The organism is Neobacillus mesonae (genome assembly GCF_001636315.1).
GTDB classification, from domain to species: Bacteria; Bacillota; Bacilli; order Bacillales; family Cytobacillaceae; genus Neobacillus; species Neobacillus mesonae.
The window spans coordinates 4687498-4712346 of record NZ_KV440949.1 but is presented as its reverse complement, the minus strand read 5'-3'; the positions used below and the strand labels follow the sequence as shown (position 1 = coordinate 4712346).

Genomic DNA, 24849 nt, shown 5'->3' with positions numbered 1-24849 from the left:
CGTACCCTTTTAATTTCTTATTTTTGAAGAAGGCCTTTTACTAGTGATACTACATTGTCCACGGTAAAGCCGTATTCTTCCATTACTTTTTCACCAGGTGCTGAAGCGCCGAATCGGTCAATGGCTAGTACTTCACCTTCATCACCAACATATTTATGCCAGCCGAAAGAAGCCCCTACTTCGATGCCTAGACGTTTTTTTACATTCTTAGGCAGGACAGAATCCTTATATTCTTGAGATTGTGCTTCAAAGCGATCCCACGAAGGCATACTTACAACCGAAACATCTACGCCTTCGCCTGCAAGTACTTTTTGAGCTTCAACAGCAAGGCTGACTTCTGAACCACTTGCTAAAAGAAGTGCATCTGGAGTTTCTTTCGTTGCTGGTGACACAACATATGCCCCTTTAGAAACACCTTCATAAGCATTCTTGTCAGTCCCTTTTAAGGTCGGCAAGTTTTGACGGGTTAATACAAGTGCTGTTGGTTTATTAGTAGATTCAACTGCTAATTTCCAGGCAGCAGCAGTTTCGTTTCCATCTGCAGGACGAACAACAGAAAGATTAGGCATTGCACGTAATGCCGCAAGCTGTTCAATTGGTTCGTGCGTAGGTCCGTCTTCCCCTACAGCAATACTATCATGAGTGAATACATAGGTTACAGGCAGCCCCATTAACGCCGCAAGACGAATTGCTGGACGAAGGTAATCAGAGAATACAAAGAATGTTCCGCCAAATACTTTAACTCCGCCATGAAGAGCAATACCATTCATCGCGGCACCCATTGCGAATTCACGTACTCCAAACCAGATGTTACGGCCTTCGTAAGCCCCTGGCATGTAGTCACTTGTCCCTTTAATCATTGTTTTGTTAGAACCGGCAAGGTCTGCAGAACCGCCGATTAGGATTGGAAGGTTTTTCGCAATTCCATTTAACGCTTCTCCGGATGAAGCACGGCTTGCAAGAGATTTTCCTTCACTATAAACTGGAATATCCTGATCCCATCCTTCAGGAAGCTCTTCCTTTAATGCAAATTCCAATTGTACAGCAAGTTCTGGAAACTGCTCTTTGTATTGAGCAAAAAGCTCGTTCCATTCTTTTTCCTTCTTCTCGCCATTTTCGCCGATCAGCTTGTTGAAATTTTCGTAAACACCTTCGGGAACATGGAAATCTTCTTCAAATGTCCACTTATAAGCTTCTTTTGTCAGCTTTAATTCATCTGCGCCAAGTGGTGCACCATGGACACCGGAAGTACCCGCACGGTTTGGAGAACCGTAACCGATTACCGTTCTTACTTCAATCATTGTTGGTCTGTCAAGATCATTTCTGGCTGCTTCTAAGGCTGAGGCAATTTCCTCCAGATTATTACCGTCTTCTACGCGAAGATATTGCCAACCATATGATTCGAAACGTCCTTTGACACTTTCAGAGAATGATTTGTCCAAATCACCGTCTAAGGAAATATCGTTTGAATCATAAAGAACGACTAAACGGCCTAATTTTAAGTGGCCCGCCATTGATGCCGCTTCAGCAGAAACACCTTCCATTAAATCGCCATCACCACAAATACTGTATGTATAATGGTTCACAAGTTCATATTGATCCTTGTTATAAACACTTGCTAGGTGTCGTTCAGCCATTGCCATACCAACTGCCATTGCAATTCCTTGCCCAAGCGGCCCGGTTGTTGCTTCAACCCCTTCTGTATGCCGGTATTCCGGATGTCCAGGAGTTTTGCTCCCCCATTGACGGAATTGCTTTAAATCATCCATTGATAAATTATAGCCTGATAAATGAAGCAGACTGTATAACAGTGCTGAGCCATGTCCTGCTGATAATACAAAACGATCGCGGTTAAACCAATGAGGATTTTTTGGATTGTGGTTCATAAATTTGGTCCATAATGCATACGCCATTGGAGCTGCTCCCATTGGCATGCCTGGATGACCGGAATTCGCTTTTTCGATGGCATCGATCGAAAGTGTCCGGATGGTGGTAATAGATAAATCATCAATCGTACTAAACATCGTTTACATCCTTTCTCTATCACTAGGAAAATCAATACAACATTAATAATATAGTGCAACAAACTTTTATTCAACAAATTCCCCCGAATGAAAACGGTTAATCTTTATTTTGACACAGAAAAGTTTTAATTATGTAAAAAAAGGAATACAATGCAAGTGTATTCCTGGTAGATTTAATGAAGATTATTCTTTTTTCTGGCATTAATTTTATCAGGTGTAACATCATTCCCTAACGGGTCAATAATCTTGGTATTCGTCAATGTATCCAGCATATTCGAACGGAACGCCGCCAAATACTCACTTCTTAATTTAGATTGCTCTTTCGCCTCTATGTCCGTTAAGCCAGTTGCTTTTGCTTTCCTTGCCAGTTCATTAATTCTAGCTATTTTTTCTTTGGATAGCATTCAGGCACATCCTTTCCAAAAACTAATTGCATAGAGATTAATTTACTAAAAAAAATGCTTCATGACAAGGAAATAGCTACAGCCCCTCTTCTTTTTGTTCCATGTATTCCTGGTACCGCCTATGTACTGTTGCTTTGGAGATCCTATATCCAAATCCCCTCATCGTCGCGGCAATTTCAGCAAAGGTCAGTCCGTTTCTCCGAAGCCTGTCAATTTCTGCGATTGGCACTTCAATTTTCTCTCTGCCTGAATGCTCCCCAAGATTTTTTAAATTTTTCTCAGGTTTGTAGCCTTGCTGTACTGCACGCTTCATTCCTCGTTTTATTTTCACGTTGTGAAGCTTTCGCTGATATTCTTCAACCATACTTACAATCTGCAATACCATCGAATCTGATTCTGAAAGCTGCAATTCACCATTATGAGAAATACTGAATAGTTTAACGCCTTCTTTTAAAATACAATGTAACAGCGCGATTTTGGCATTGCCTCTTCCAAGCCTTGTTTCATCTTGAATTAAGACCGCTTGTATTTCAGGAGCCTTAATTCTTTCTAAAAGCTCAAGAATACCATCTCTATCGAAATCATATCCGCTTGCCCGCTCCTTGATAACCCTGTCAATATCAAATTGATTCCGTTCCGCCAATTGAATCAATTCTTCTTCTTGGCGTTCAAGCGATGTTTCCTGGGTTTCCTTTTTCGTACTTACACGGCAGTAGATTATTGCTTTCATCTTATTTCCTTTCTACTTTCCGGGGGCACTTGCAAGTTCTGTTGGAAAGGTATCATTCTTACTAACAGGAATGACAATCTCTTCCCCCGGATATATTTTGTCCTCGGAATTTTTATTGTGCTTTTTCACCCAGCTGACAAAATCAGCATGGGATAGGGAGTGCTGCGCAGCATATTGTTCTGATAACTTCCAAAGTGAATCTCCTTCAGTTACAGTTACTTTTAAATATTGATCAGGTTCCTTAGTTCCGTTCTGAAACGATAGAATGGCAGCGAAAGACACACTTAAAAGTAAAAGAATAATAGCATAAGAGTATCGATTCCATAGTTTTTTCATTAAAAACACCTCTTCAGAGAATATATGTTCGTTTATTTATTTTTATTATAATCCGAACACTTGTTTCGTGTCAATGGTTTTTCGAACTTATGTTTGTATAATTAGAACGAACGTGATATAATAAAGGCAACATAACCCAGGCGAGGTGCATTTTATCATGGTAAAAATATCAAAGCGGCAGCAGGATATCCTTGATTTCATTAAAGATGAAGTTAAGAGTAAAGGGTATCCTCCTTCCGTCCGTGAAATTGGAGAAGCGGTTGGACTTGCATCCAGTTCAACAGTTCATGGTCATTTAGCTAGATTAGAAAGCAAGGGGCTTATTAGACGGGATCCTACGAAACCGCGGGCGATTGAAATTTTAGAAGTAGATGAAAATGCCCACATTCCGAGGAATCAGGTTGTAAATGTACCAGTGGTTGGGAAAGTAACCGCAGGGCTGCCTATCACGGCGATTGAAAATATTGAAGAATACTTTCCGCTTCCTGAAAGATTAGCACCTGCAGACGAGCATGTATTTATGCTGGAAATCATGGGAGAAAGTATGATTGAGGCGGGTATTCTGGATGGAGACTACGTAATTGTAAAGCAGCAGCAAACTGCAAACAATGGCGATATCGTTGTTGCGATGACGGAAGATGATGAAGCGACATGTAAAAGATTTTTCAAAGAAAAGGAATATATCCGCCTGCAGCCAGAAAATTCTACTATGGAACCAATTATACTAAAAAATGTTTCGATTCTTGGTAAAGTAATTGGAGTATACAGGCACATCCATTAATATGCCAGCATACAAAATGCTGGTTTTTTTATGTTTACTTATCTTTTTTATTTAGTGAAAATTATGGAAATTCAGTAATTTTTGCCCATGCTATTTAGTTTCCAAGTTTAGTATAATGAGAATACACCAAGATTTACCTTAGGTCAAAAAATCTGGAGGCTTAAGGAGAGTGAGAAACAAGTGTTATCAAACATTATTTTCTCTTTAGTAATTGGTGGGACGGTTGGGATTATTGGACATGTTCGTAAGCACGAGAAACTTATTATGCCGCGGAAAACAAAAAAGTTCATTTATCTCGGATTTCTAGAAGAAATGCTTCTAGGTGCAGTTGCTGCGCTTCTCCTGGTCTTGTACGCTGATCCAAATTCATATGTAGAAAGCATAATGTTTTCAATCGTTGCTGGAATTGTAGGTGATGCTCTCGTTACAGGATTCAAACAAATTGGACATAAAAATGAGGAGCACTAAAGTCAATGGATGTATATTTTTAAGGCTAATATTAAAAATCAAAAACCCCCAATTAGAATGATCTGCTGGGGGGTTTTTGACGGTTTTGCAATTAAATTAATACATACTCATATATTGCTCGCGTTCCCATGGATGAACGACAGTGCGGAACATATCCCATTCAATCTCTTTGGCATCAAGAAAGCGTTCAAAGATATGTTCGCCTAGTGCGGATACAATCACTTCATCTGCTTTTAATAGGTCTAGCGCTTGTGCAAGAGTTGCAGGCAGATCAATAATTCCTTCCTCTAAGCGTTCCTCTTTGCTCATCACATAAATGTTACGGTCGACAGCTGCTGGTGGTGTTAGTTTATTTTTAATTCCATCCAGCCCCGCCTTAAGCAAAACTGCCATAGCAAGATATGGATTGGCAGAAGGATCGACACTGCGAACCTCACAACGTGTACTTAATCCGCGGGAAGCTGGAATTCGGACAAGCGGTGAACGGTTTTGTGCTGACCATGCCACATAGCACGGTGCCTCATATCCAGGAACCAGGCGCTTATATGAGTTAACAGTCGGATTCGTAACCGCTGTGAAGTTTGGAGCATGCTTTAAAATTCCGGCAATAAATTGACGGGCTGTATCACTCATTTGTAGATCGCCAGTTGGGTCAAAAAAGGCATTTTCACCATTGCTAAATAAAGAGAGATTCATGTGCATGCCTGAACCAGCTACCCCAAACAATGGTTTTGGCATGAAGGTTGCGTGCAAGCCATGCTTACGGGCAATTGTTTTAACGACCAATTTAAAGGTTTGAATTTGGTCACAGGCAGTAAGTGCATCTGCATATTTGAAATCAATTTCGTGCTGACCTGGAGCAACTTCATGGTGGGAAGCTTCAATCTCAAAGCCCATTTCTTCCAGTTCAAGAACGATATCACGTCGGCAGTTTTCCCCTAGGTCTGTCGGGGCAAAGTCAAAATACCCGCCTTTATCATTCAATTCTAATGTCGGCTCCCCTTTTTCATCTAGCTTGAATAGGAAGAATTCCGGTTCAGGCCCTAAGTTGAAATCCGTAAAGCCAAGTTCTTTCATCTCTTCTAGAACACGTCGTAAATTATTTCGCGGGTCACCGGCAAAAGGAGTTCCGTTTGAATTGTAAATATCACAGATTAAACGGGCTACTTTACCTTTTTCGGCTGTCCAAGGGAATACGACCCAAGTATTTAAATCAGGGAATAAATACATGTCAGACTCTTCAATACGGACAAAACCTTCGATGGATGAGCCGTCAAACATCATTTTGTTATCAAGCGCTTTTTCCAACTGACTAATTGGAATTTCCACGTTCTTGATTGTCCCAAGAATATCCGTGAATTGCAGGCGGATAAATTTTACATTTTCTTCATTTGCCATTCGTTTGATATCTTCTTTTGAATACTTAGCCATGTTATACCTCCGGTGTAATTTTGAAATTTAATGAAAAAACCGCGAAAGATCGCCTTGACGCAATGACGAGCGGTTCAATCTTCCTGAATGAAGTAATTCGTTACGAAGAAGCTTTCTTAGCTCTTCATCAGTTAATTCCCGTTTTTCCTTTTTCATCTGTTGTTCATGTTGATTCGCATGCTGTTCTTTGACAAGGAATAGCTGCTTAATTCCAGCCATGTTCACTCCTTGGTCGATTAAGTCTTTGATTTCTAATAGTCTGTCAATGTCATTTAAGCTAAATAATCGCCTATTCCCCTCTGTTCTTGCCGGAGAAATTAATTGGTGTTCTTCATAGTATCGGATTTGTCTTGCTGTTAGCTCTGTGAGCTGCATGACTGTTCCGATGGGAAACAGAGGCATGGAACGGCGAATTTCTTTCCCGTTCACCTAATTTCTCCTCCTTCGAAAAAAATTATATTGTCATTTTATACGGTGTAAGAAAAGATGTCAAGTTCATGTTAGAAAACCTCACATGGGAATTTTATAAAAAAAGAACAGCCATAAAGCTGTTCCCCAATATTAATTTATTTCAATTAATTGTTTTTCAAGTAGATGATTGATTGCTAGGCATACTGCCATTTTTACGTGGGCGTATGTTAAGCCACCTTGGACATAGGCTACATATGGCGGGCGGATTGGTCCGTCTGCTGTCAGTTCAATGCTTGCCCCTTGAATAAAGGTGCCGGCAGCCATGATTACATCATCCTCGTAGCCGGGCATATAGCTTGGATAAGGAGTAACATAGGAATTGATTGGGGACGCGAATTGAATGGCCTGGCAAAAAGCAACCATTTTGTCCCGGTCATCAAATTGAACGGATTGAATCAAATCTGTCCGGTCTGCATCCCATTTTGGTGATGAATTCATTCCTAATTTTTCAAGCATGGCAGCCGTAAAAACGGCGCCCTTTAATGCCTGCCCGACAACATGCGGCGCTAGGAAGAAGCCTTGATACATTTCTTGAAGGCTGTATAAGGATGCCCCGGCTTCCGCCCCAATCCCCGGCGAAGTCAAGCGATAAGAGCAGGCCTCCACCCATCTTTTCTTCCCGACAATATAGCCGCCGGTTTTGACGATGCCACCGCCCGGGTTTTTTATCAGCGACCCAGCCATTAAATCAGCTCCGACATGACAAGGCTCCTGTCCTTCTACAAACTCCCCGTAACAGTTATCGACGAATACAACTACATCCTGTTTAATTTCCTTTACAAACTTAATCATTTCCTCAATTTCTTTTACCTTAAACGATGGTCTCGTCGCATACCCTTTAGAACGCTGAATGCCGATCATTTTTGTATTTGGCTTGATTTGCTTTGCTACCTGTTCCCAGTCAATACCGCCTTCCTCCGTCAATGATACGCTGTCATAGGAAATTCCGAATTCCCTTAAGGAGCCTACACCATTCCCGCGGATTCCAACGATTTCTTCAAGTGTATCATATGGTTTACCGGTAATATAAAGCAGTTCATCTCCAGGACGCAGAACACCAAATAGGGCTGTCGAAATCGCGTGGGTTCCGGAAATAATTTGCGGCCTGACAAGTCCCGCTTCTCCACCAAAAACATCGGCATATACTAATTCAAGAGTATCTCTGCCGATATCATCGTAGCCATAGCCTGTAGAAGGAATGAAATGCGTATCGCTGACTTTATGCTTTTGAAAGCTTTGTAAAACTCGAAATTGATTGGTTTCGATGCGCTCATCGATTTTTTTATGGATTTCAGCTATTTGCTGTTCTACTTCCTTTACAATCGGCTGAAGTTTTTCCCCATTTTTTAATTGTTGAAACATGTTGCAATCTCCTATCTAACCTTTAAATTTCTGTATTTGTCCTGTAATGTAATGATCCTCCAACGTGTACCCCTTACAGCTGTATGTTTGCGAATCTTCATTAAACTTTAGTTCCCTTAAAATTGTTTCGTTTTTCAATTGCGATAAAAGCTTGCCCTCTGTTGATGGAATTTCCACCTCATAAGCAGCCATAATCCCCATGATTCGCTGTTCGATCTTTTCCTTTAAGGTGTGGCGGTCCTCACTGTTAAAGGCGCTGATAAAAACAGACGGGGTATCAGCTGTTGGGACAAAATCAGGATGCTTTATATCTCTTTTATTATAAGCCGTTAATTGCGGAACATTTTTTACCTCTAAATCCTCCAAGAGCTTATGAACGGTTTTTTCATGATGATAATAATCCGGATTGGACATATCGACCACATGGAGAATCAAGTCCGCTTCCTTCACTTCCTCAAGCGTCGAGCGGAAAGCGGCAATTAAGGCGGTTGGCAAATCCTGAATGAATCCAACGGTATCCGTAATAAGCGCATGGTATCCGCTTGGCAGGATTAATTTCCGCGTCATCGGGTCAAGTGTTGCAAACAGCTGGTTTTCTTCATAAGAATCGGCCTCAGATAAGCGATTAAACAAAGTGGACTTTCCGGCGTTGGTATATCCGACAATCGCAATTTGAAACGCTTTATTCTTCTTTCTTCTCTCCCGATATCGGTCACGGTGCTGGACAATCACGGACAACTGACCTTTAATATCGTCAATTCGCCGGCGGATATGACGGCGGTCAGACTCCAGCTTCGTTTCCCCCGGCCCTCTTGTTCCAATACCGCCGCCGAGCCTTGATAAAGCCGTTCCTTGTCCGGCAAGACGCGGAAGTATGTATTGTAACTGCGCGAGCTCAACCTGCAATTTCCCTTCTTTAGAACGCGCTCTTTGGGCAAAAATATCTAAAATAAGCTGCGTCCGGTCAATAATCCGGGCAGTGATTTCAGAGGCAAGATTCCGCTTTTGACTGGGAGACAGCTCATCATTAAAAATAACGATCTCGGCCTCCAGTTCATCCACAAGTACCTTAAGCTCCTCTACTTTTCCTTTTCCAATATATGTAGCCGGATGAACCCGTTCCCGTTTTTGCACAATAGAGGCCAATACCTCACCTTGGGCCGTTTCCGTTAAGGAAGCTAACTCCTCCATTGAATAACTGAAACGGAGATCATCATCAGATGTTTGACAGCCAACTAGAACAGCCGTTTCTTTTGAATTCTTTTGTTCCAAGCAACATCATCCTTTCGCACCAACTCTACTTCACATCATAACAAAAAACGACAGATAACTAAATGTCTGCCGTTTTTCCATTTCTATCCATCTTCCTCAAACACTAAATCATTGCTCCTAATGGTCATTAAATCATGTCTGTCATAGCTATTGACCAACAATAAGCGCATTGCTTGGGCGCGAATCGATTTTTCGATAATATTTCGAACATAGCGGCCATTTGAAAAGCTATTGGGGCTCAATACAGCCTTGACCCAAATTAAATGGTCCTTTAATTTCTTCTCCGCCCCGTGACTTAACGTATACTCTCTCTCCACAAGCATTCTCGCGGAAATTTCCATTAGCTGGTCAATGCTGTAATCAGGAAAATCAACCACTAACGGAAACCTTGAATGAAGTCCAGGGTTTAACGATAAAAAGTAATCCATCTCACGGGAATAGCCCGCAAGAATGAGGATAAATTCATGCTGCTTATCCTCCATGTGCTTCACTAGTGTATCAATCGCTTCCTTACCAAAGTCTTTTTCGCCGCCGCGCCCGAGCGAGTAAGCCTCATCAATAAATAAGATACCGCCTTGTGCTTTCTTAATTAAATCCCTTGTCTTTTGGGCGGTATGACCAATATATTCCCCAACAAGGTCTGCCCTTTCCGCTTCAATAAGATGCCCTTTCGTCAAGACATTCATCTTTTGAAACAATTTTCCGATGAGCCTTGCGACCGTTGTTTTGCCTGTACCAGGATTTCCTTTAAACATCATATGGAGAGCCTGCTTTTTTGTTTTTAACCCGATTTCTTCACGTTTTTTATTGACATAAATCCACGCATAAATTTCTTTTATCATTCGTTTCATTTCTTCCATACCAACTAAAGATTCAAGCTCCTCTTCAATTTCCTTAAGGGCTGAATGCTCTGGGGGAATGACCTTTGGAGCAACTTGAAAGTCAGGTAATTCTTTTTTAATATTTTTTCGTTTTGGGGAATTGAGAACAACCTTTATTTGGCCGTTGCTTTTCATTCGATTTGGTTGATCCAAAGCTTTCACCTCTCAATCTGCGAACAACATGCGTCAAGTATGCATAATCCTTCAATTTATATGTATTCACAGGAGGGTGAAATCATTATTATTTCATGGAGAAATAAAAAGAGCCCAAGAATGGGCCCGTTCGTCTAAAGTTTATTATTATTGCTGCTCTAATTCAAGCTGTACATTTCGCTGCGGAGCAAACGTAGAAATGGCATGCTTATATACCAGCTGCTGCTTACCGTCTGATTCAAATAAAACTGTAAAATTATCAAAGCCCTTGATTTGGCCTCTTAATTGAAATCCGTTCAGCAGGAAAACCGTAACGTGAATATTTTCTTTACGGCATTGGTTTAAAAATTGGTCCTGAATGTTAATCGTCGTTTTCATTTTAGTATATCCTCCTCTTTTATCTCTACTAATATGTATTCGATTTTATTTGAAGCTTTCCTTCAACATAATGTGAAATTTCCTCTTCTTTTTTTGACAAATTGTTCACATTTGTTATATCAAACCATTTTACCTCCATTTTGTTCCGAAACCAAGTTAATTGCCTCTTAGCATAGCGCCGGGAATTTTGTTTTAATTTGTCCACCGCTTCCTCAAGCGGAAGATCACCATCTAAATATTGATAAATTTCTTTATATCCTATAGCCTGAATGGCTTGACAATCCCGTAACCCTTGCTGGTAAAGCCGATTAACTTCTTCAAGAAGCCCATCCTCCATCATAAGGTCAACACGGGCATTAATCCGCTCATAAAGCTTATCCCGATCCATTGTCAATCCGACAATGGCCGTTTGATATATTTCTTCTTTATTTGCGGTGTTATCAAACTCATTTCTTGTTTTACCTGCAAGATGATAAATTTCGAGAGCTCTAATCACCCGTCTGACATTATTCGGATGAATATTCGACGCGCTCTGCGGATCAACTTTTATCAGCTCCTGGTGCAGGGCATCGGGGCCGATTTCTTTTGCTTTCTGTTCAAGCTCTCTGCGGAAATCTTCATCACCGGAAACATCAGAAAATTGATAATCATAAATAACCGATTGAATATACAAACCTGTTCCACCAGCAATGATCGGCAGATGCCCTCTATCTGCAATCTCCTGTATTGTACCTCGAACAAGCTGTTGAAATTCAGCTACAGAAAAGTTTTCATTTGGCTCTTTTATATCAATTAAGTGATGGGGAATCCCTTCCATCTCTTCCTTCCGTATTTTGGCCGTACCAATATCCATTCCACGGTAGATCTGCATGGAATCCCCGCTGATGATCTCACCATTGAACCGCTTAGCCAATTCAATACTCAACTTTGTTTTTCCTACTGCAGTCGGTCCGATAATAACCAGTAATTTTTGTTTCTCTTCCAACATTTTCACACTGCCTCTATTTTCAATTTCAACGGAAAGTACACCCTTCCATCCATATCGTATCACAATTTTTAAAAAGCAGTTGAACATCAAACAAGTATACTCAAAAAAATCAGATTCTATTCATGAAAGAAATATTAAGTTATTTTATCATCTATTACAAAATTAGAATCTTTTACCTGCAAATTTACAAAACTATAACGGTTCATTTACAAACAGCTTTCCACCCCCAAAATCATGATAACCTAAGACGTACTCTATTTTGTAAAATTACCACGAAAATTGTCATATGATGTATGAGGACGGTTCTTCTGCATCATGCAAAATATATGAAAAAAGGTGAAAATCATGTTATCAACATTTGATATTGGGATTGATTTAGGAACAGCAAACATTTTGGTGTATAGCAAAAATAAAGGGGTCGTCCTCAATGAGCCTTCTGTTGTAACCATTGATACTGCAACAAAAAATGTCGTCGCGGTTGGTGCAGAGGCAAAGGAAATGATCGGTAAAACACCGGAAAAGATTATGGCCATCCGCCCATTAAAGGATGGGGTGATTGCTGACTTTGATCTGACAACAGAAATGCTCAAGCACATCATGCGAAAGGCCTCCAAGAAAATGGGCTTAGCACTTAGAAAGCCAAATGTGGTGGTTTGTATCCCGTCCGGTTCCACCAGCGTTGAAAGAAGAGCCATTCAGGATGCAGTAAGAAATGCCGGTGCCAAAAAAATTATGTTGATTGAAGAGCCAGTTGCGGCGGCGATCGGCGCAGGACTACCTGTTGATGAACCTGTTGCCAATGTAGTTGTAGACATTGGTGGCGGAAATACGGAGGTCGCCATTATTTCCTTCGGTGGTGTTGTTGCGTATCATTCCATCAAAATTGGCGGAGACCGACTTGATGACGATATTATCCAATATGTCCGTAAAGAGTACAATGTGTTGATTGGTGAACCAACAGCTGAAAATGTAAAAATGGAAATTGGCTACGCACTTGTTGATCATGAAGAGGTCTTTATGGATGTCCGCGGCCGTGATCTTGTAACCGGCCTGCCAAAAACTGTGAAACTATCATCCTATGAAATTCGCAATGCCATGAAAGAGGATTTCTTGCATATTTTAGAGGCAATTCGGGCTACGCTTGAAGATTGTCCAGCGGAGTTGAGCGGTGATATTGTTGACCGCGGTGTCATCTTAACCGGCGGCGGCGCACTGTTGAATGGAATGAAAGATTGGCTTAGTCAGGAAATTTTTGTTCCTGTCCAGCTCGCTGACAGCCCGCTTGAATCGGTCGTGCTAGGTACGGGCAAAGCACTTAAATATTTGGGTAAGCTGGTAACTGTTGCGAAATAATAGATTCTTTGAGATGAAAATTTGTAAACTTGTATTTTTTATTAAAAACAGTCTTTCATTTTGTGATGATGAAAGACTGTTTTTGTGATTTCTCACTCAATTTGTCCTTCATCGGGCCTATCAAAGAAAATCCACCCATTTCCAACATTTTTTGTTTTTCATTAACCTTTTAAACTTTTGATTCAAAAAAGAAAGTCCGATTCACACAAAGTGGAATCGGACTTTTTTATATGTTACATAACCCGCTTAAACATCTTTTCCATCTCATAAATCGAGTAATGCACAATTATCGGTCTGCCATGCGGACATGTAAACGGATCGGACGCTTTCCTTAGGTCATCTAACAAGGCTTGGATTTCATCATTCCGCAAATGGCGGTTCGCTTTAATCGATGCCTTACAGCTCATCATAATTGCCGCTTCTTCACGGAGTTTTTTAATATTCACCTTTTTCATTGCCAGCAGCTGCTCAATCATCTCTTCTATTATTTGCTTCTCTTCGCCTTTTGGGAACCACTGCGGATGCGACCTGATTATAAAACTATTCAAGCCGAACTCCTCAAGAAACACTCCAACCCTCTCGAGTTCTTCCTGATGCTCCATAATTTTCACGTATTCATCCGTCGAATATTCAAAGGTTAAAGGTACAAGCATCTCTTGCAGTTCTGAAGCAACCTGTCCAACCTTATCACGAAAGTACTCATACTTTAACCGTTCCTGGGCTGCATGCTGGTCAATGATATACAGGCCATTTTCGTTTTGAGCAAAGATATAGGTTCCATGCATCTGCCCAATCGGATACATCCGCGGAACCCTGCTCTCCTCTTCCGCAGATGCAGAAGCAGGTTCAACAACAGGTTCAGCCGTTTCTTCAGCACTATCATTTATTACATCATTTAAATAAGAATCCCCGTCATCATCATCATCATCATCAAAACGGCCTTCATCAGTGCTTACTACTTCATTTTGCTTTAAAGCAAAAAACGCTGCGGCTGGACTTTTCACCATTACTTCAGTGAAACTATCGGAAGAACTAGATTCTAATATTGGCTTTCCTTCATGTAAAACACCCGCATTTTCTTCTGCCGCCACTGTCTTTGTTAATGGAGGCGTTGCTTCATTTAGATCGAGAGCAGTCTGTTCAGATTTCACCGTTTCTTTTTTCACAGAAGAATACGATGTCGGAATTAACACTTTAGACTTAAACACGTTTTTTAACGTAGTAGTAACTAACTCATTAAGCTCGGGTTCTTTACTAATTCGAACTTCCATTTTGGATGGATGGACATTGACATCAACAAGCAAAGGGTCCATTTCAATATTTAACAGGGCAATCGGATAACGCCCGATCGGAAGTAAAGTATGGTAGCCTTCTTGAATCGCCCGAACAAGTGCATAATTTTTAATAAAACGGCCATTAATCATCGTCGAAATATAATTCCGTGAGGCCCGTGTCACTTCCGGCATCGAAGCATATCCTGTGATTTTATAATCCAATGATTCTGCTGAAACGGGGACAAGCTGCTTGGCAATACTCATACCGTAAATGGCCGCAAGTACTTGACGGACATCCCCGCTTCCGTTTGTTTGCAGCAGCTGACGTTCATTATGGATTAACCGAAAAGCGACCTCTGGATGTGCCAGGGCGAGGCGGTTCACGACGTCCGTTATATTTCCAAGTTCAGTGTGAATCGTCTTCATATACTTCAAGCGAGCAGGAGTATTAAAAAACAAATCCGTTACAGTTATATCTGTTCCCCTTCTGCTCGAAGCCTTCTCATACGTTACCACCTTTCCGCCTTCGACCACTATTAAACTCCCCGGACCTTCCCCGGTAGATGTCTTCATTTCAAGTCTTGAGACGGAAGCAATACTCGGCAAGGCTTCACCGCGGAAACCAAGTGTACGAATCCGAAACAAATCATTTTCATCTTTGATTTTACTCGTCGCATGCCGTTGAAACGCCAGCAGCACATCGTCTTCTTCAATCCCGTTCCCGTTATCAGTGATGCGGATTTTAGCCAGACCCGCTTCTTCCACTTCAATTTCAATCACGGTACTGCCAGCATCGACCGCGTTTTCCACAAGTTCTTTCACAACTGAGGCGGGGCGTTCGACTACTTCTCCCGCAGCTATTTTATTCGATAGGGCATCGTCTAATTGAATGATTTTCCCCATTTTTCCGCCTCCTCGTTATCTTACCCTTTTAACTTTTTATGCAGCTCGTAAAGCATATTAATTGCCTGAAGTGGTGTGACATCTAATAAATCTAGCTCACGAATTTTTTCTAACACTTTTTTCTCTTTAGAGGAAAATTCCGCTTTCTTTACATCTTTCGGTTCATCAAAAAATGACAGCTGAGCAGGCTGTTCGGAAAGCTTTTGTTCTTCGACAACTTCTGTGGCCGGTCCTGCTTCCTTTACAACTGGGATACTTTCAACTACCGGCTGCTCCAAGGCAGTTAAAATTTCGTTCGCCCGGTCGATTAATTCCTTTGGCAGTTCAGCTAACTGTGCAACATGAATCCCGTAGCTCTTATCCGCCGGTCCCTCTTTGATTTTATGAAGAAACACAACCTTGCCGTTATGTTCAATCGCGCTGACATGAATGTTCCTTAATTTACTTAATTCTTCCTCTAACACTGTCAGCTCATGATAGTGTGTGGAAAATAATGTTTTGGCGCCAATTCGGTTATGGATGTATTCAATGATCGCCTGTGCTAATGCCATGCCATCATAAGTCGAGGTCCCACGCCCGATTTCATCAAATAAAATCAAACTGTTCTGGGTGGCGTTTGCAATCGCATTTTTTGCTTCTAACATTTCGACCATGAACGTACTTTGCCCGGAAATCAAATCATCCGCAGCCCCAATACGGGTGAATACTTGATCAAAGATCGGCAGCACAGCTTCAGTGGCCGGAACATAACAGCCAATTTGGGCTAAAACAGACGTCAATGCAATCTGACGCATGTACGTACTTTTACCGGACATATTCGGACCGGTGATTAACAGGATTTCACGGTCGGGATCCATAAAGCAGTCATTTGGTACGTATTCCTGTGAATTTAATACCTTTTCCACTACCGGGTGACGTCCATCCTTAATCATCACCAGGCGCTCATTAGAAAATTGCGGCTTCACATAGCGACGGTTTTCACTGACCTGCGCAAAGCATTGCAAGACATCAAGCTCGCTTACAGTCTTTGCCAAAGCCTGCAGGCGCGGAATATATTCCTTCACGATTTCACGGATTTCCGCAAACAAGGCATATTCCAGTTCGCCGATTTTTTCCTCCGCTTGTAAGATTAACGCTTCCTTTTCTTTTAATTCCGGTGTAATAAAGCGCTCGGCATTTGTTAATGTCTGCTTTCGTTCATACCGGCCTTCTTCCAGCAAATGAAGATTGGCTCTTGTCACTTCGATATAATAACCGAATACTCGGTTATATCCAATCTTCAACGATTTAATCCCGGTCTTTTCACGTTCTTCCCGCTCCAGCTGAGCAATCCAAGTCTTACCGTTTCGGCTGGCATCGCGATATTGGTCCAGCTGTTTATTGTAGCCATCACAAATGATATTGCCCTCTTTTAATGACAATGGAGGATTTTCAACAATCGCCTGCTCCAATAAGTCGGTAACCTCTTCACATGGATCCAGATGTCCCGCAATACCATTCATCTCTTCATCATTCATGCTTAAAAGGATTTGTTTTAAATAAGGTACCTGCATTAACGAACGCTTTAACTGTACTAAATCACGGGCATTCACATTACCAAAAGCAACCCGTCCTGCCAAACGCTCTAAATCATATACTTCCTTCAATTTTTCCCGCAGTTCCTGACGTTCGAAAAAATGGTTCATGAACACATCTACGAGATTGTGTCGCTGTTCAATTTCGTCCCGGTCAATTAACGGGCGGTCAATCCAATGCTTTAACATTCTGCCGCCCATCGCGGTTATGGTTTCATCTAACAGCCATAATAAAGAACCCTTTTTCCCTTTTGAGCGTATTGTTTCCGTTAATTCAAGATTCCGCTTGGAATAGTAATCAATTTTCATAAATTGATGAATCTGATAAGTGGTCACTGGCTGTAAGTGGTCAAGACTTCTTTTTTGAGATCGGTATAAGTAGTTGAATAGCCTTGCTGTAGCTTGTTTTAATTTTTCCTGATTCAGCCCTTCTAATAGATGGGCAAACTGCATTTCTATTGAACTATTATCTTCAAATGAAATCGCCAGCACATCACGCTCACGCATTTTTTTCTGAAGTTCACCGTCAAAGCTGCTGGCCACAACCACTTCCTTGGCACCTAAAACAGCCAATTCATTCAACACATCATCAAAATTGTTTGAAAGTAACGTAACCTTACTCTCGCCCGTAGAAATATCGTTATAAGCTACACCATATGTTTGATCCTCAAATGCTGTAATCGAGGCAATATAATTGTTCTCTTTATCTGTGAGCCCTTTTCCTTCCATCAGCGTTCCCGGGGTAATTAATTGGACAACCTCCCGTTTCACCATGCCCTTTGTTTGCTTTGCGTCTTCCATTTGTTCACAAATCGCAACCTTGTACCCTTTTGAAATAAGCTGTTCAATATAATTTGCGGCGGAATGATATGGGACACCACACATTGGAATCCGATCTTCGGAGCCGCCTTCTCTGCTAGTTAAGGTAATTTCTAATTCCTGTGACGCTTTAACTGCATCATCAAAGAACATTTCGTAAAAATCTCCAAGACGAAAAAATAAAAAGGCATCTTGATAATCTGCCTTGACTGATAAGTATTGTTGTATCATTGGCGTGTAAGCTGCCATCATGAACCCCCACTGCTTTTAATTCTTCGAGTATCTTCGACATATTATTATAACATAAACCAGACTGACTTTATCAGAATGAAAAATCTTCTATTAAGAATAAGCACTATGGACTAAAAGATGTCCAACGGTGTCGTAATATTCAAATTTATTTCGTTAATGTCACATGTTATGATATTTAAAAGGACGGTGGCTGTATGAAGTGGTTTGGCGGAAGCAATAAAAATTATCAGTTTGAAATGTTTTCAGGCAGCCATTTTGCTATTTTAGCGCTTCTATTAATTGTTTCTATTGGGATTTTTCTTTTCAGAAAAAAACTTGGAGCTATAAATTTACGAGCTGCTGAAATTGGCTTAGCAGCATCGCTGATGATATTCGAAATGGTTTATCATCTTTGGATGTTACATATCGGCATCTGGAATAGCAGTCACTCCATTCCGTTAGAATTATGCAATATCAGCTTTTTCTTAACCATTTTACTGTTAATCACAAGGAAAAAGCTATACTATGAAATTCTCTTATTCACCGGTATATTAGGGGCGTCGCAGGCATTAGTTACTCCATTATTATCTTATGACTTCCCGCACTTTCGCTTTTTCCACTTCTTCTATACCCATTTAATGATGATTTGGGTGCCGCTATATTTTACATGGGTAAAAGGATACCGGCCAACCATTTGGTCTGTTCTTAAACTGATTGTGTTTATAAATGTGTTAATGCCAGTGGTTATGTTAATTAATAAACTAGTTGGTGGAAATTATATGTTCCTAAGCCACAAACCAGACAGTGCCAGCCTGTTGGACTTTCTGGGCCCATATCCGATTTATATCCTTTCAATGGAAGGACTGCTTATTGTTCTAAGTTTAATCGTCTGGCTCGCCTTCCGTGAAAAAACAAGGAGTCAAGAACAAGAACCAAAGTATTTTGCAAATTGAACATTTTTATTTGACCTTTTTCGATTAACTTATTATAATAAATAACGTTCCTTAAATTGTCCTAGTAGCTCAGCACGAATGAATTATCTTTCATGAATTAACATCAAGCGTACTGATCGAGAGCTTCTTGAATATGGTTTCTGAGATCAGGATGGGATTTTTAGATTTTTTCTAAGAAAACTTTATATTTTGTTTTAACTTGTCCTAGTAGCTCAGCAGGATAGAGCAACAGTTTCCTAAACTGTAGGTCGGAGGTTCGAATCCTCTCTGGGACGTCTAAAAACCCTTACCATTGTAAGGGTTTTTTTCATATTCATATTAAACAACACATATGCTTCTTACCTTCTTCGATGCACCGTTGGAATCAATATAAATAGGTGACATAATTTTTTCATCCTTTCAAGATAAAATATTTACAATATTTTTTACTATCCCTTAAATTTCGACAATTCTCCCCGAATATTCTGATAACATAATGAAATATATAACGAATATTGGAAGACTTACATTAATAATGTAATTCACTCAAGTCGGAAAGGTGGATCCTAAATGAATGAAGGAAAAATCATTAAGTTTTACCGTGAAAAGGCTAACTTAACCCAAGAAGAGCTTGGCAGAGGGATATGTTCTGTAACGCATATAAGTAAAATTGAACGTGGAATTACAGAATACTCACCCGAAATAGCCTTTCTTTTAGCAAAACGTCTTGGCATTGATATACAATCAGAACTGAAACGGCTTAACGGTGTCGAATCCCTGCTTCAACAAATGAAAAACGCAATGGATAGACAAAAGTTTGATGAAGTAGAATCCATTATTTCAGCGCTCAAGGATGTCCCAATTCTTGTTGTTTCGAAATTTCAAATTCAGTTTCACCTGCTGCTTGCACGATATTATTGCTCGCAAGAAAATCATCGAGAAGCCATGAAAATTCTATCACCAATTAAAAAGGAAATGGACCGCTTACCTACATATGAGAGTAATTTGTTGAAGCATGTTTTAGGAATTTATTACCTCACTAAGAAAAATTTTATTAATGCTATTGAAATTTTAAAATCAATTGATCCAAATCAATATAAAAATCATGAATTTTACTATAACATTGCTTATTCTTATCATTCAATTGGTTCAAAAGTACTGGCTTACTACTATGCAGAAAAGGCTTTAAACTATTTCAAAGATACAAATAATTTTAATAGAATCATCGATACAGAGACTTTAATGATTGTACAAATTGGGGATAATGAATATTTGAATTTTCAAGAGACAGTGGCACAATATCAATCACTGCTTCAAACCTGTGACATATGTCATTTTATTGATAAGAAGACAAAACTCCTTCATAACTTTGCTTATAATCGTTATCTACGAAGGGAATTAGCTGAAGCCCAGAAATTATATTTTGAAGCTATGCAGCTAAGTGAGAAAAATTCTTCCCTCTTCTTCTTGTCATTTGAGGGTTATATCCGTTGCTCCTTTGAAGGATTCTTATTAGATAAAGACACATTAACAAAACTGGTTAATGAAGGAATGTCCTTGCTCGCAAAAAATAAAAATGACCAGCTAAGCACCATTTTGTTTACTATGTTAAATTACGAGATTCTAGAAAATACGGAACTTTATCATTTCTTAGACGAAATTGCTATACCTTTTTTTAAAGAAAATCAATTATTTTGGCTTGTTACCCAATACGAAAAACGACTGTTCACCTATTATTCTGAAACAAATCAACTAGAAAAAGCGCTTGAAATTGCAAACTCCCTTTTAAAAATCTGTTAAAAAAATACACCCCTAGTTCTCAAATCAACATTTATGGATTATGGGGTTTTGATTAGATGATTCTATTAGAGTATCACCGTTTCCTAAGGAGTTTCACTGTATAAAAGGTAGCGAAAATTAAAAAAAGCCGCATATAGCTTTGGCTATGCGGCAAAAATTATTCAAATGATCACTAGAATTTTTTAAGGGTTAATTCCCAATTCAGCCAAAATCATTTTTAACGTTTTTCCATTGTAGCTTGTCTTTGGCTCCGGACCATTTGTAAAATCTTCATTTTGTTTAAGATAATTCTTCTGGATAAATGCCATATCTTTCTCATCAACTACACCATCAAAGTTGATATCTGCCGTCCGGTCATTCGTTTTCCAAGTATTTTGAACAGCTAGGGCATCTAAGACATCGATCACTCCGTCCTGGTTAACATCACCAGCAACCAGAAGTATCATCGACATATTGAAGGAAATCCCATATGCAACACCGTTACGAATGATGCTGGATGGCACTTCACTCTTTGTTAAGAAATGCCCTGGGGCCTTCATTTCCACGGTATAAGGCTCTTTCGACAATGGCAGATTCTCAGCGGAGAAAGTTCCATACGCATTGATGGATGAAGTAACGTCAAACTCTTTACCTTTTGAATCAATCAGCTTGACCGATCCTCCGACTTTAGTCCAATCTCTTTTACCAAGATAGCCTCCCTCATCCTCTGGATTCCCCACATAAAATCCCTCTGGTCCGATCGTACCTTTCACCTTTGAAAATTGCGGGTTAATTTTAAACGTATATGGGGCATTGATTACCTGGATTTTTTGATTTTTTTCATTCGTTACAGCAACAGACGGATTGATGTCACCCATAGTAAAATATTGGTCATCTAAAACTTTAAATGTCACTTCGGCAACTGCCTGTTGTTCGAATGTACCGCTAGAATGGTTAAACTGGACTGCTACACGATTGTCCTTCACTGTGATCTCTGCTTGGTCAAGATAAGCATCCACAAGCTTAGCGTCTACAAGCTCTACACTCTTGGTCCCATAAAGGTCGTTAAAGTTCCACTCTGCTTTAGAAATATCCTGTACGTTATCCAGCATAATAGTGGCTTTGATCATACCGCCTGCATTAACTTCTGTTGTCTCACTTGTCGGATACGTAACCGGTGTTCCTTCCTTTACAAAGTAATAATACTTACTGATTTTATTTCCAGCGATATTATAGCCATCCATTCCAAAATAAAGAGCCTTTTCAGATTTGTCCATGGCAACTTCCTCAACAAACTTTCCATCCTTATCCATATAAATCGGCATCGACGGATAGCCCCATGGGCCCCAATAATACACCATATAGTTTGAGGATTGAGCGTAATCAACACCGTATTTCTTCATCTCCTCAATAATAGGATCTGTTATTTTAATTTCAAATGGGTAGGTTTCTTGCCCAGGCTTAAACTCAATAAATGGCGAGTTCCTATCTAATGAGCTTTCAAAATTTGGCTGATTGAGATAGATCCATAGATGCCTGTTTTCTGTGAATACTTTTCCAGATTGGCCCGTACCGATGAATTTTATTTGGTAATGTCCTTCCTGTGCATAGCTGAACTTTGAAGAGATTGGCTTTTTTGCATCTCCTGTAAATTTATAGTACATTCCATTGAAGAACGTTAATCCATAAGTAACATTATCGTAAGCACCATTCAAGTCTGCCGTACCGATCAGCCCCAGGTCATTTCCCTTCTCATCCTGAAGGACAACATCCAATTTATTCATTGGCGCATTAATGTTTAACTGAGAGTAGACATAAGGCTCCCTGAAAAAGTCTAAGTTCCCATTGTTTAAATAAACTGGTGAATAGACAGGGTTTTCTATTTCTATTTTATTGAATCCTTCTTTAAGTAACCGGAAACTATACGGAAGTCTGTACTGCTCAGCGGAATTCTCCGTATTAATGAGTGTAATATATCCTGTATAGTAGCCTTCTTTTGCTTTCTTGTGAATACGCAGGCTGGCAGATACTTTTTTCTCTTCATTGCCCTTGACAGTAATATTATTGGCAATGATCAGCGCCATACCGTTTTGCTTAAGGGAATTTGAACCTTTCCCTTCAGTAATATCAACCGTGAACTTCTTTTTCATATTTCCATTATTTTTTACTTTCATAGATTTGGTGATATGCAAATTGTTATCAACCAGCTCATGATCAAAGCTAAGTCCGCCTGTTAATGATTTCACTTCGGCCAGATCTTCCACACCGGGAATAAGCGTTTTGTCTAGAACTTGGAAGGTCGCTCCGTTGTGGACGGCCTTGTATGGATTAATCCTTCCAGCGCCTACTTCAAACACACTGTAGTTCCCATTCAGCGGATCTGCTGTATTCATTAAGACCGTTTTAATATCTTCGGGCATTAATTTCGGATTAGCCTGCAGCATTAAGGCTGCAACTCCTACTGTAAATGGGGTCGCCATAGATGTTCCCGAATAGCGGGAATAGGCAAATTGATAGTTTCCTTGATTCTTAGGATCAGCGATATAGGATGGAACAGTCGAAAGAACACTGACACCCGGTGCAACCACTTCAGGTTTCATCCCATACGTTTGTCTGGCAGGTCCCCGTGAACTAAATTCGGCAAGACGGTCGCCCTCTGTTAGACTTGCTCCATAGTTTGAAAAGGTAAAGTCTGTATTCCCCGCCTGAAGCTGAACTTTTATCTTTTCCCCGGCATCCTTTGTCACAGAGAATGTTGGGATAAATTTAGTTGATTCACCAAGGTTAGCATCAATTTGTCCGTCTACATTGTTATAGAGAAGAACGGCGGCTGCGCCTTTTTGCTTCGCAAGTATGACCTTTTCACTCAAAGCAATATCACCGCGGGCAATTAAGGCAATTTTCCCTTGAACATCTTGACCCGAATAGTTGGCACTCGCTCCAACCCCGACATCGACCACCTGAAAGAACTTTCCTTCCAAGTCTTTTAATTTATCAGTATAATTGCGGGCCATGCTGACCAGCTCAATACCAGTTTCCGTGCCTATCTTTCCTTTAAAAGTAGAAACAGACATTGGGACATCGCTCGCTCCAATCGTCAAGGCAAGCGCGGCTGCCCCTGGAGAACCAATCGTATATTCCCCCGGGCCAGAATTCCCCGCAGCCACTACTGCTGTAACCCCACTTAGGACGGCATTATTGACAACTGTACTGGTTGGATAATATGGGTCATTAATACCTGAACCTAATGAAAGGTTGATGATATCCATCCCCTCTTCAACTGCTTTTTCAACACCAGCAATGATATTATTGGCCGTACCAGTACCATATGGACCAAGCACACGATAAGCATATAAATCGACATCCGGCGCAACGCCTTCGACAGAAATTTCTTTATTCATTCCCTGCCCGGCGATCGTTCCGGAGACGTGTGTTCCGTGCGAAGTATAATAGGTTGAGTTATTATAAATTTCAGGGTACAACGATTTTTTCCAATCCTCATATGTCGTCTCCATCGGGTCATTATCGTGGTCAACGAAGTCATACCCACCTTTATAGACTTTCTTTAAGTCAGGGTGGTTGTAATCAATCCCCGTATCAATTACCCCAACTTTCACACCTTTCCCTGTCAGTCCCTCTTCACGAAGCTTGTCCACCTTTAAATAAGATAGACTTTCCACTGCTGTGCCAGGTGTGTGTCCTGCTTTATCTCCATCTCCTACATAATAAATCGGATCAACCCTATAAGTTTCATTTTTATAAACAGCTTTTACGACACCAGATTTTAATAGACTTGCCACCTGCTTGGCAGGCAATTTCATCGCTACCCCATTGTAAACCGTTTTATAGCTGGAAGTAATCTTGTGATTGGTCTTTTTGGCTTTCATGTTGCCAGTTGAAAGAATCGATTGAATATCCTTTTTAAATTGTTCGTGTTCCTTTGCTACCTGCTCATCAGCTTTCTTTTGTGATAGTTTCTTTCCTTTTACTTCTGCATCCAGAACTGCAATTTTGCCCGGCATCGAGTGGAATTGAACGATGACATCCAAATCTTCATCTCTGTTTAATTCTTGTTTGTTGAATCCCTGCAGACCTGTTAATTCTGTCAGTTCCAGCCGCTTTAGTGCATTTCTTTGTTCCGGTGTAAGTGAAGCAAGAATAGATTCTGCTTTTGAACCTGCTGCTGTTACTTTCGGTGTAAGTGTGAAGTTCATTGATGACAGCATTAAACCAACGGATAGAGAAATCACAGCAGCTTGTTTAAAGAATGTCTTCCTTTTCATAATCTCCCTACTTTCATTATTT

The 24849-nt window shown here is 40.4% G+C and carries 19 protein-coding genes and 1 tRNA gene; 6 read left to right on the top strand and 14 right to left on the bottom strand.

Annotated features, from left to right (window positions below; translation table 11 throughout):
• Window positions 1-17: 17 nt before the first annotated feature.
• The 4 genes from tkt to yneA form a co-directional block, all read right to left on the bottom strand.
• The gene (tkt, locus tag A6749_RS22165) at window positions 18-2024 is read right to left on the bottom strand and encodes a transketolase (protein WP_066396731.1); all 2007 of its coding nucleotides are present in this window, start codon (window positions 2022-2024) and stop codon (window positions 18-20) included.
• A gap of 173 nt (window positions 2025-2197) precedes the next feature.
• On the bottom strand, window positions 2198-2428 hold the full coding sequence (locus A6749_RS22160) for a DUF896 domain-containing protein (protein WP_066396729.1): 231 nt from the start codon (window positions 2426-2428) through the stop codon (window positions 2198-2200).
• Window positions 2429-2504: 76 nt separating this feature from the next.
• Window positions 2505-3158 (bottom strand): YneB family resolvase-like protein, encoded by a 654-nt coding sequence (locus A6749_RS22155; protein ID WP_066396727.1) that lies wholly within the window; start codon window positions 3156-3158, stop codon window positions 2505-2507.
• 12 nt (window positions 3159-3170) lie between these two features.
• A complete protein-coding gene (gene yneA / locus A6749_RS22150) occupies window positions 3171-3494 on the bottom strand; it encodes a cell division suppressor protein YneA (RefSeq protein ID WP_066396725.1) in 324 nt (107 codons plus the stop codon).
• A gap of 157 nt (window positions 3495-3651) precedes the next feature.
• Here yneA and lexA point away from each other — a divergent pair, with 157 nt between their 5' ends.
• Together lexA and A6749_RS22140 are read left to right on the top strand one after the other, a co-directional pair.
• Complete coding sequence (gene lexA, locus A6749_RS22145; protein WP_066396722.1) at window positions 3652-4275, top strand: transcriptional repressor LexA; 624 nt, start codon at window positions 3652-3654, stop codon at window positions 4273-4275.
• 180 nt (window positions 4276-4455) lie between these two features.
• Window positions 4456-4743: a DUF4257 domain-containing protein gene (locus A6749_RS22140; protein WP_066396720.1), complete on the top strand. Its 288-nt coding sequence runs from the start codon at window positions 4456-4458 to the stop codon at window positions 4741-4743.
• Window positions 4744-4839: 96 nt separating this feature from the next.
• Here the strand turns inward: A6749_RS22140 and glnA are convergent, their stop codons facing one another.
• From glnA to miaA, 7 genes are all read right to left on the bottom strand, one after another.
• Window positions 4840-6174 carry a type I glutamate--ammonia ligase gene (glnA, locus tag A6749_RS22135; RefSeq protein ID WP_066396713.1) on the bottom strand — a complete coding sequence of 445 codons (1335 nt, stop codon included), beginning with the start codon at window positions 6172-6174 and terminating at the stop codon, window positions 4840-4842.
• 27 nt (window positions 6175-6201) lie between these two features.
• Window positions 6202-6603, bottom strand: a complete 402-nt coding sequence (locus tag A6749_RS22130) for a MerR family transcriptional regulator (RefSeq protein WP_066396702.1) — start codon at window positions 6601-6603, stop codon at window positions 6202-6204.
• 132 nt (window positions 6604-6735) lie between these two features.
• Window positions 6736-8007 (bottom strand): methionine gamma-lyase family protein, encoded by a 1272-nt coding sequence (locus A6749_RS22125; RefSeq protein ID WP_066396692.1) that lies wholly within the window; start codon window positions 8005-8007, stop codon window positions 6736-6738.
• 15 nt (window positions 8008-8022) lie between these two features.
• Window positions 8023-9279: a GTPase HflX gene (gene hflX / locus A6749_RS22120; RefSeq protein ID WP_066396689.1), complete on the bottom strand. Its 1257-nt coding sequence runs from the start codon at window positions 9277-9279 to the stop codon at window positions 8023-8025.
• Between the two features lie 83 nt (window positions 9280-9362).
• Window positions 9363-10313 (bottom strand): stage V sporulation protein K, encoded by a 951-nt coding sequence (gene spoVK / locus A6749_RS22115; RefSeq protein WP_066396686.1) that lies wholly within the window; start codon window positions 10311-10313, stop codon window positions 9363-9365.
• 147 nt (window positions 10314-10460) lie between these two features.
• Complete coding sequence (hfq, locus tag A6749_RS22110; RefSeq protein WP_066396684.1) at window positions 10461-10691, bottom strand: RNA chaperone Hfq; 231 nt, start codon at window positions 10689-10691, stop codon at window positions 10461-10463.
• A gap of 28 nt (window positions 10692-10719) precedes the next feature.
• Complete coding sequence (gene miaA, locus A6749_RS22105; RefSeq protein ID WP_280525614.1) at window positions 10720-11676, bottom strand: tRNA (adenosine(37)-N6)-dimethylallyltransferase MiaA; 957 nt, start codon at window positions 11674-11676, stop codon at window positions 10720-10722.
• 348 nt (window positions 11677-12024) lie between these two features.
• Here miaA and mreBH point away from each other — a divergent pair, with 348 nt between their 5' ends.
• Window positions 12025-13032, top strand: a complete 1008-nt coding sequence (mreBH, locus tag A6749_RS22100; protein WP_066396672.1) for a rod-share determining protein MreBH — start codon at window positions 12025-12027, stop codon at window positions 13030-13032.
• Between the two features lie 233 nt (window positions 13033-13265).
• On the opposite strand, the gene mutL is transcribed toward mreBH, so the two are convergent.
• Together mutL and mutS are read right to left on the bottom strand one after the other, a co-directional pair.
• Entirely contained in the window at window positions 13266-15209 is a 1944-nt protein-coding gene (gene mutL / locus A6749_RS22095) for a DNA mismatch repair endonuclease MutL (protein ID WP_066396671.1), read from the bottom strand.
• Window positions 15210-15229: 20 nt separating this feature from the next.
• Window positions 15230-17851, bottom strand: coding sequence for a DNA mismatch repair protein MutS (mutS, locus tag A6749_RS22090; protein WP_180321142.1), 2622 nt, complete (start codon window positions 17849-17851; stop codon window positions 15230-15232).
• A gap of 197 nt (window positions 17852-18048) precedes the next feature.
• Here mutS and A6749_RS22085 point away from each other — a divergent pair, with 197 nt between their 5' ends.
• The 3 genes from A6749_RS22085 to A6749_RS22075 all read left to right on the top strand — a co-directional run bounded on the left by A6749_RS22085 (window position 18049) and on the right by A6749_RS22075 (window position 20565).
• A complete protein-coding gene (locus A6749_RS22085) occupies window positions 18049-18786 on the top strand; it encodes a YwaF family protein (RefSeq protein ID WP_066396669.1) in 738 nt (245 codons plus the stop codon).
• Between the two features lie 201 nt (window positions 18787-18987).
• Window positions 18988-19061: transfer RNA gene (locus A6749_RS22080), tRNA-Arg, on the top strand.
• 274 nt (window positions 19062-19335) lie between these two features.
• Complete coding sequence (locus tag A6749_RS22075) at window positions 19336-20565, top strand: helix-turn-helix domain-containing protein (protein WP_066396663.1); 1230 nt, start codon at window positions 19336-19338, stop codon at window positions 20563-20565.
• Window positions 20566-20747: 182 nt separating this feature from the next.
• Here A6749_RS22075 and A6749_RS22070 read toward each other — a convergent pair whose 3' ends face one another.
• Window positions 20748-24827 (bottom strand): S8 family serine peptidase, encoded by a 4080-nt coding sequence (locus A6749_RS22070; RefSeq protein WP_066396661.1) that lies wholly within the window; start codon window positions 24825-24827, stop codon window positions 20748-20750.
• Window positions 24828-24849: the final 22 nt, after the last annotated feature.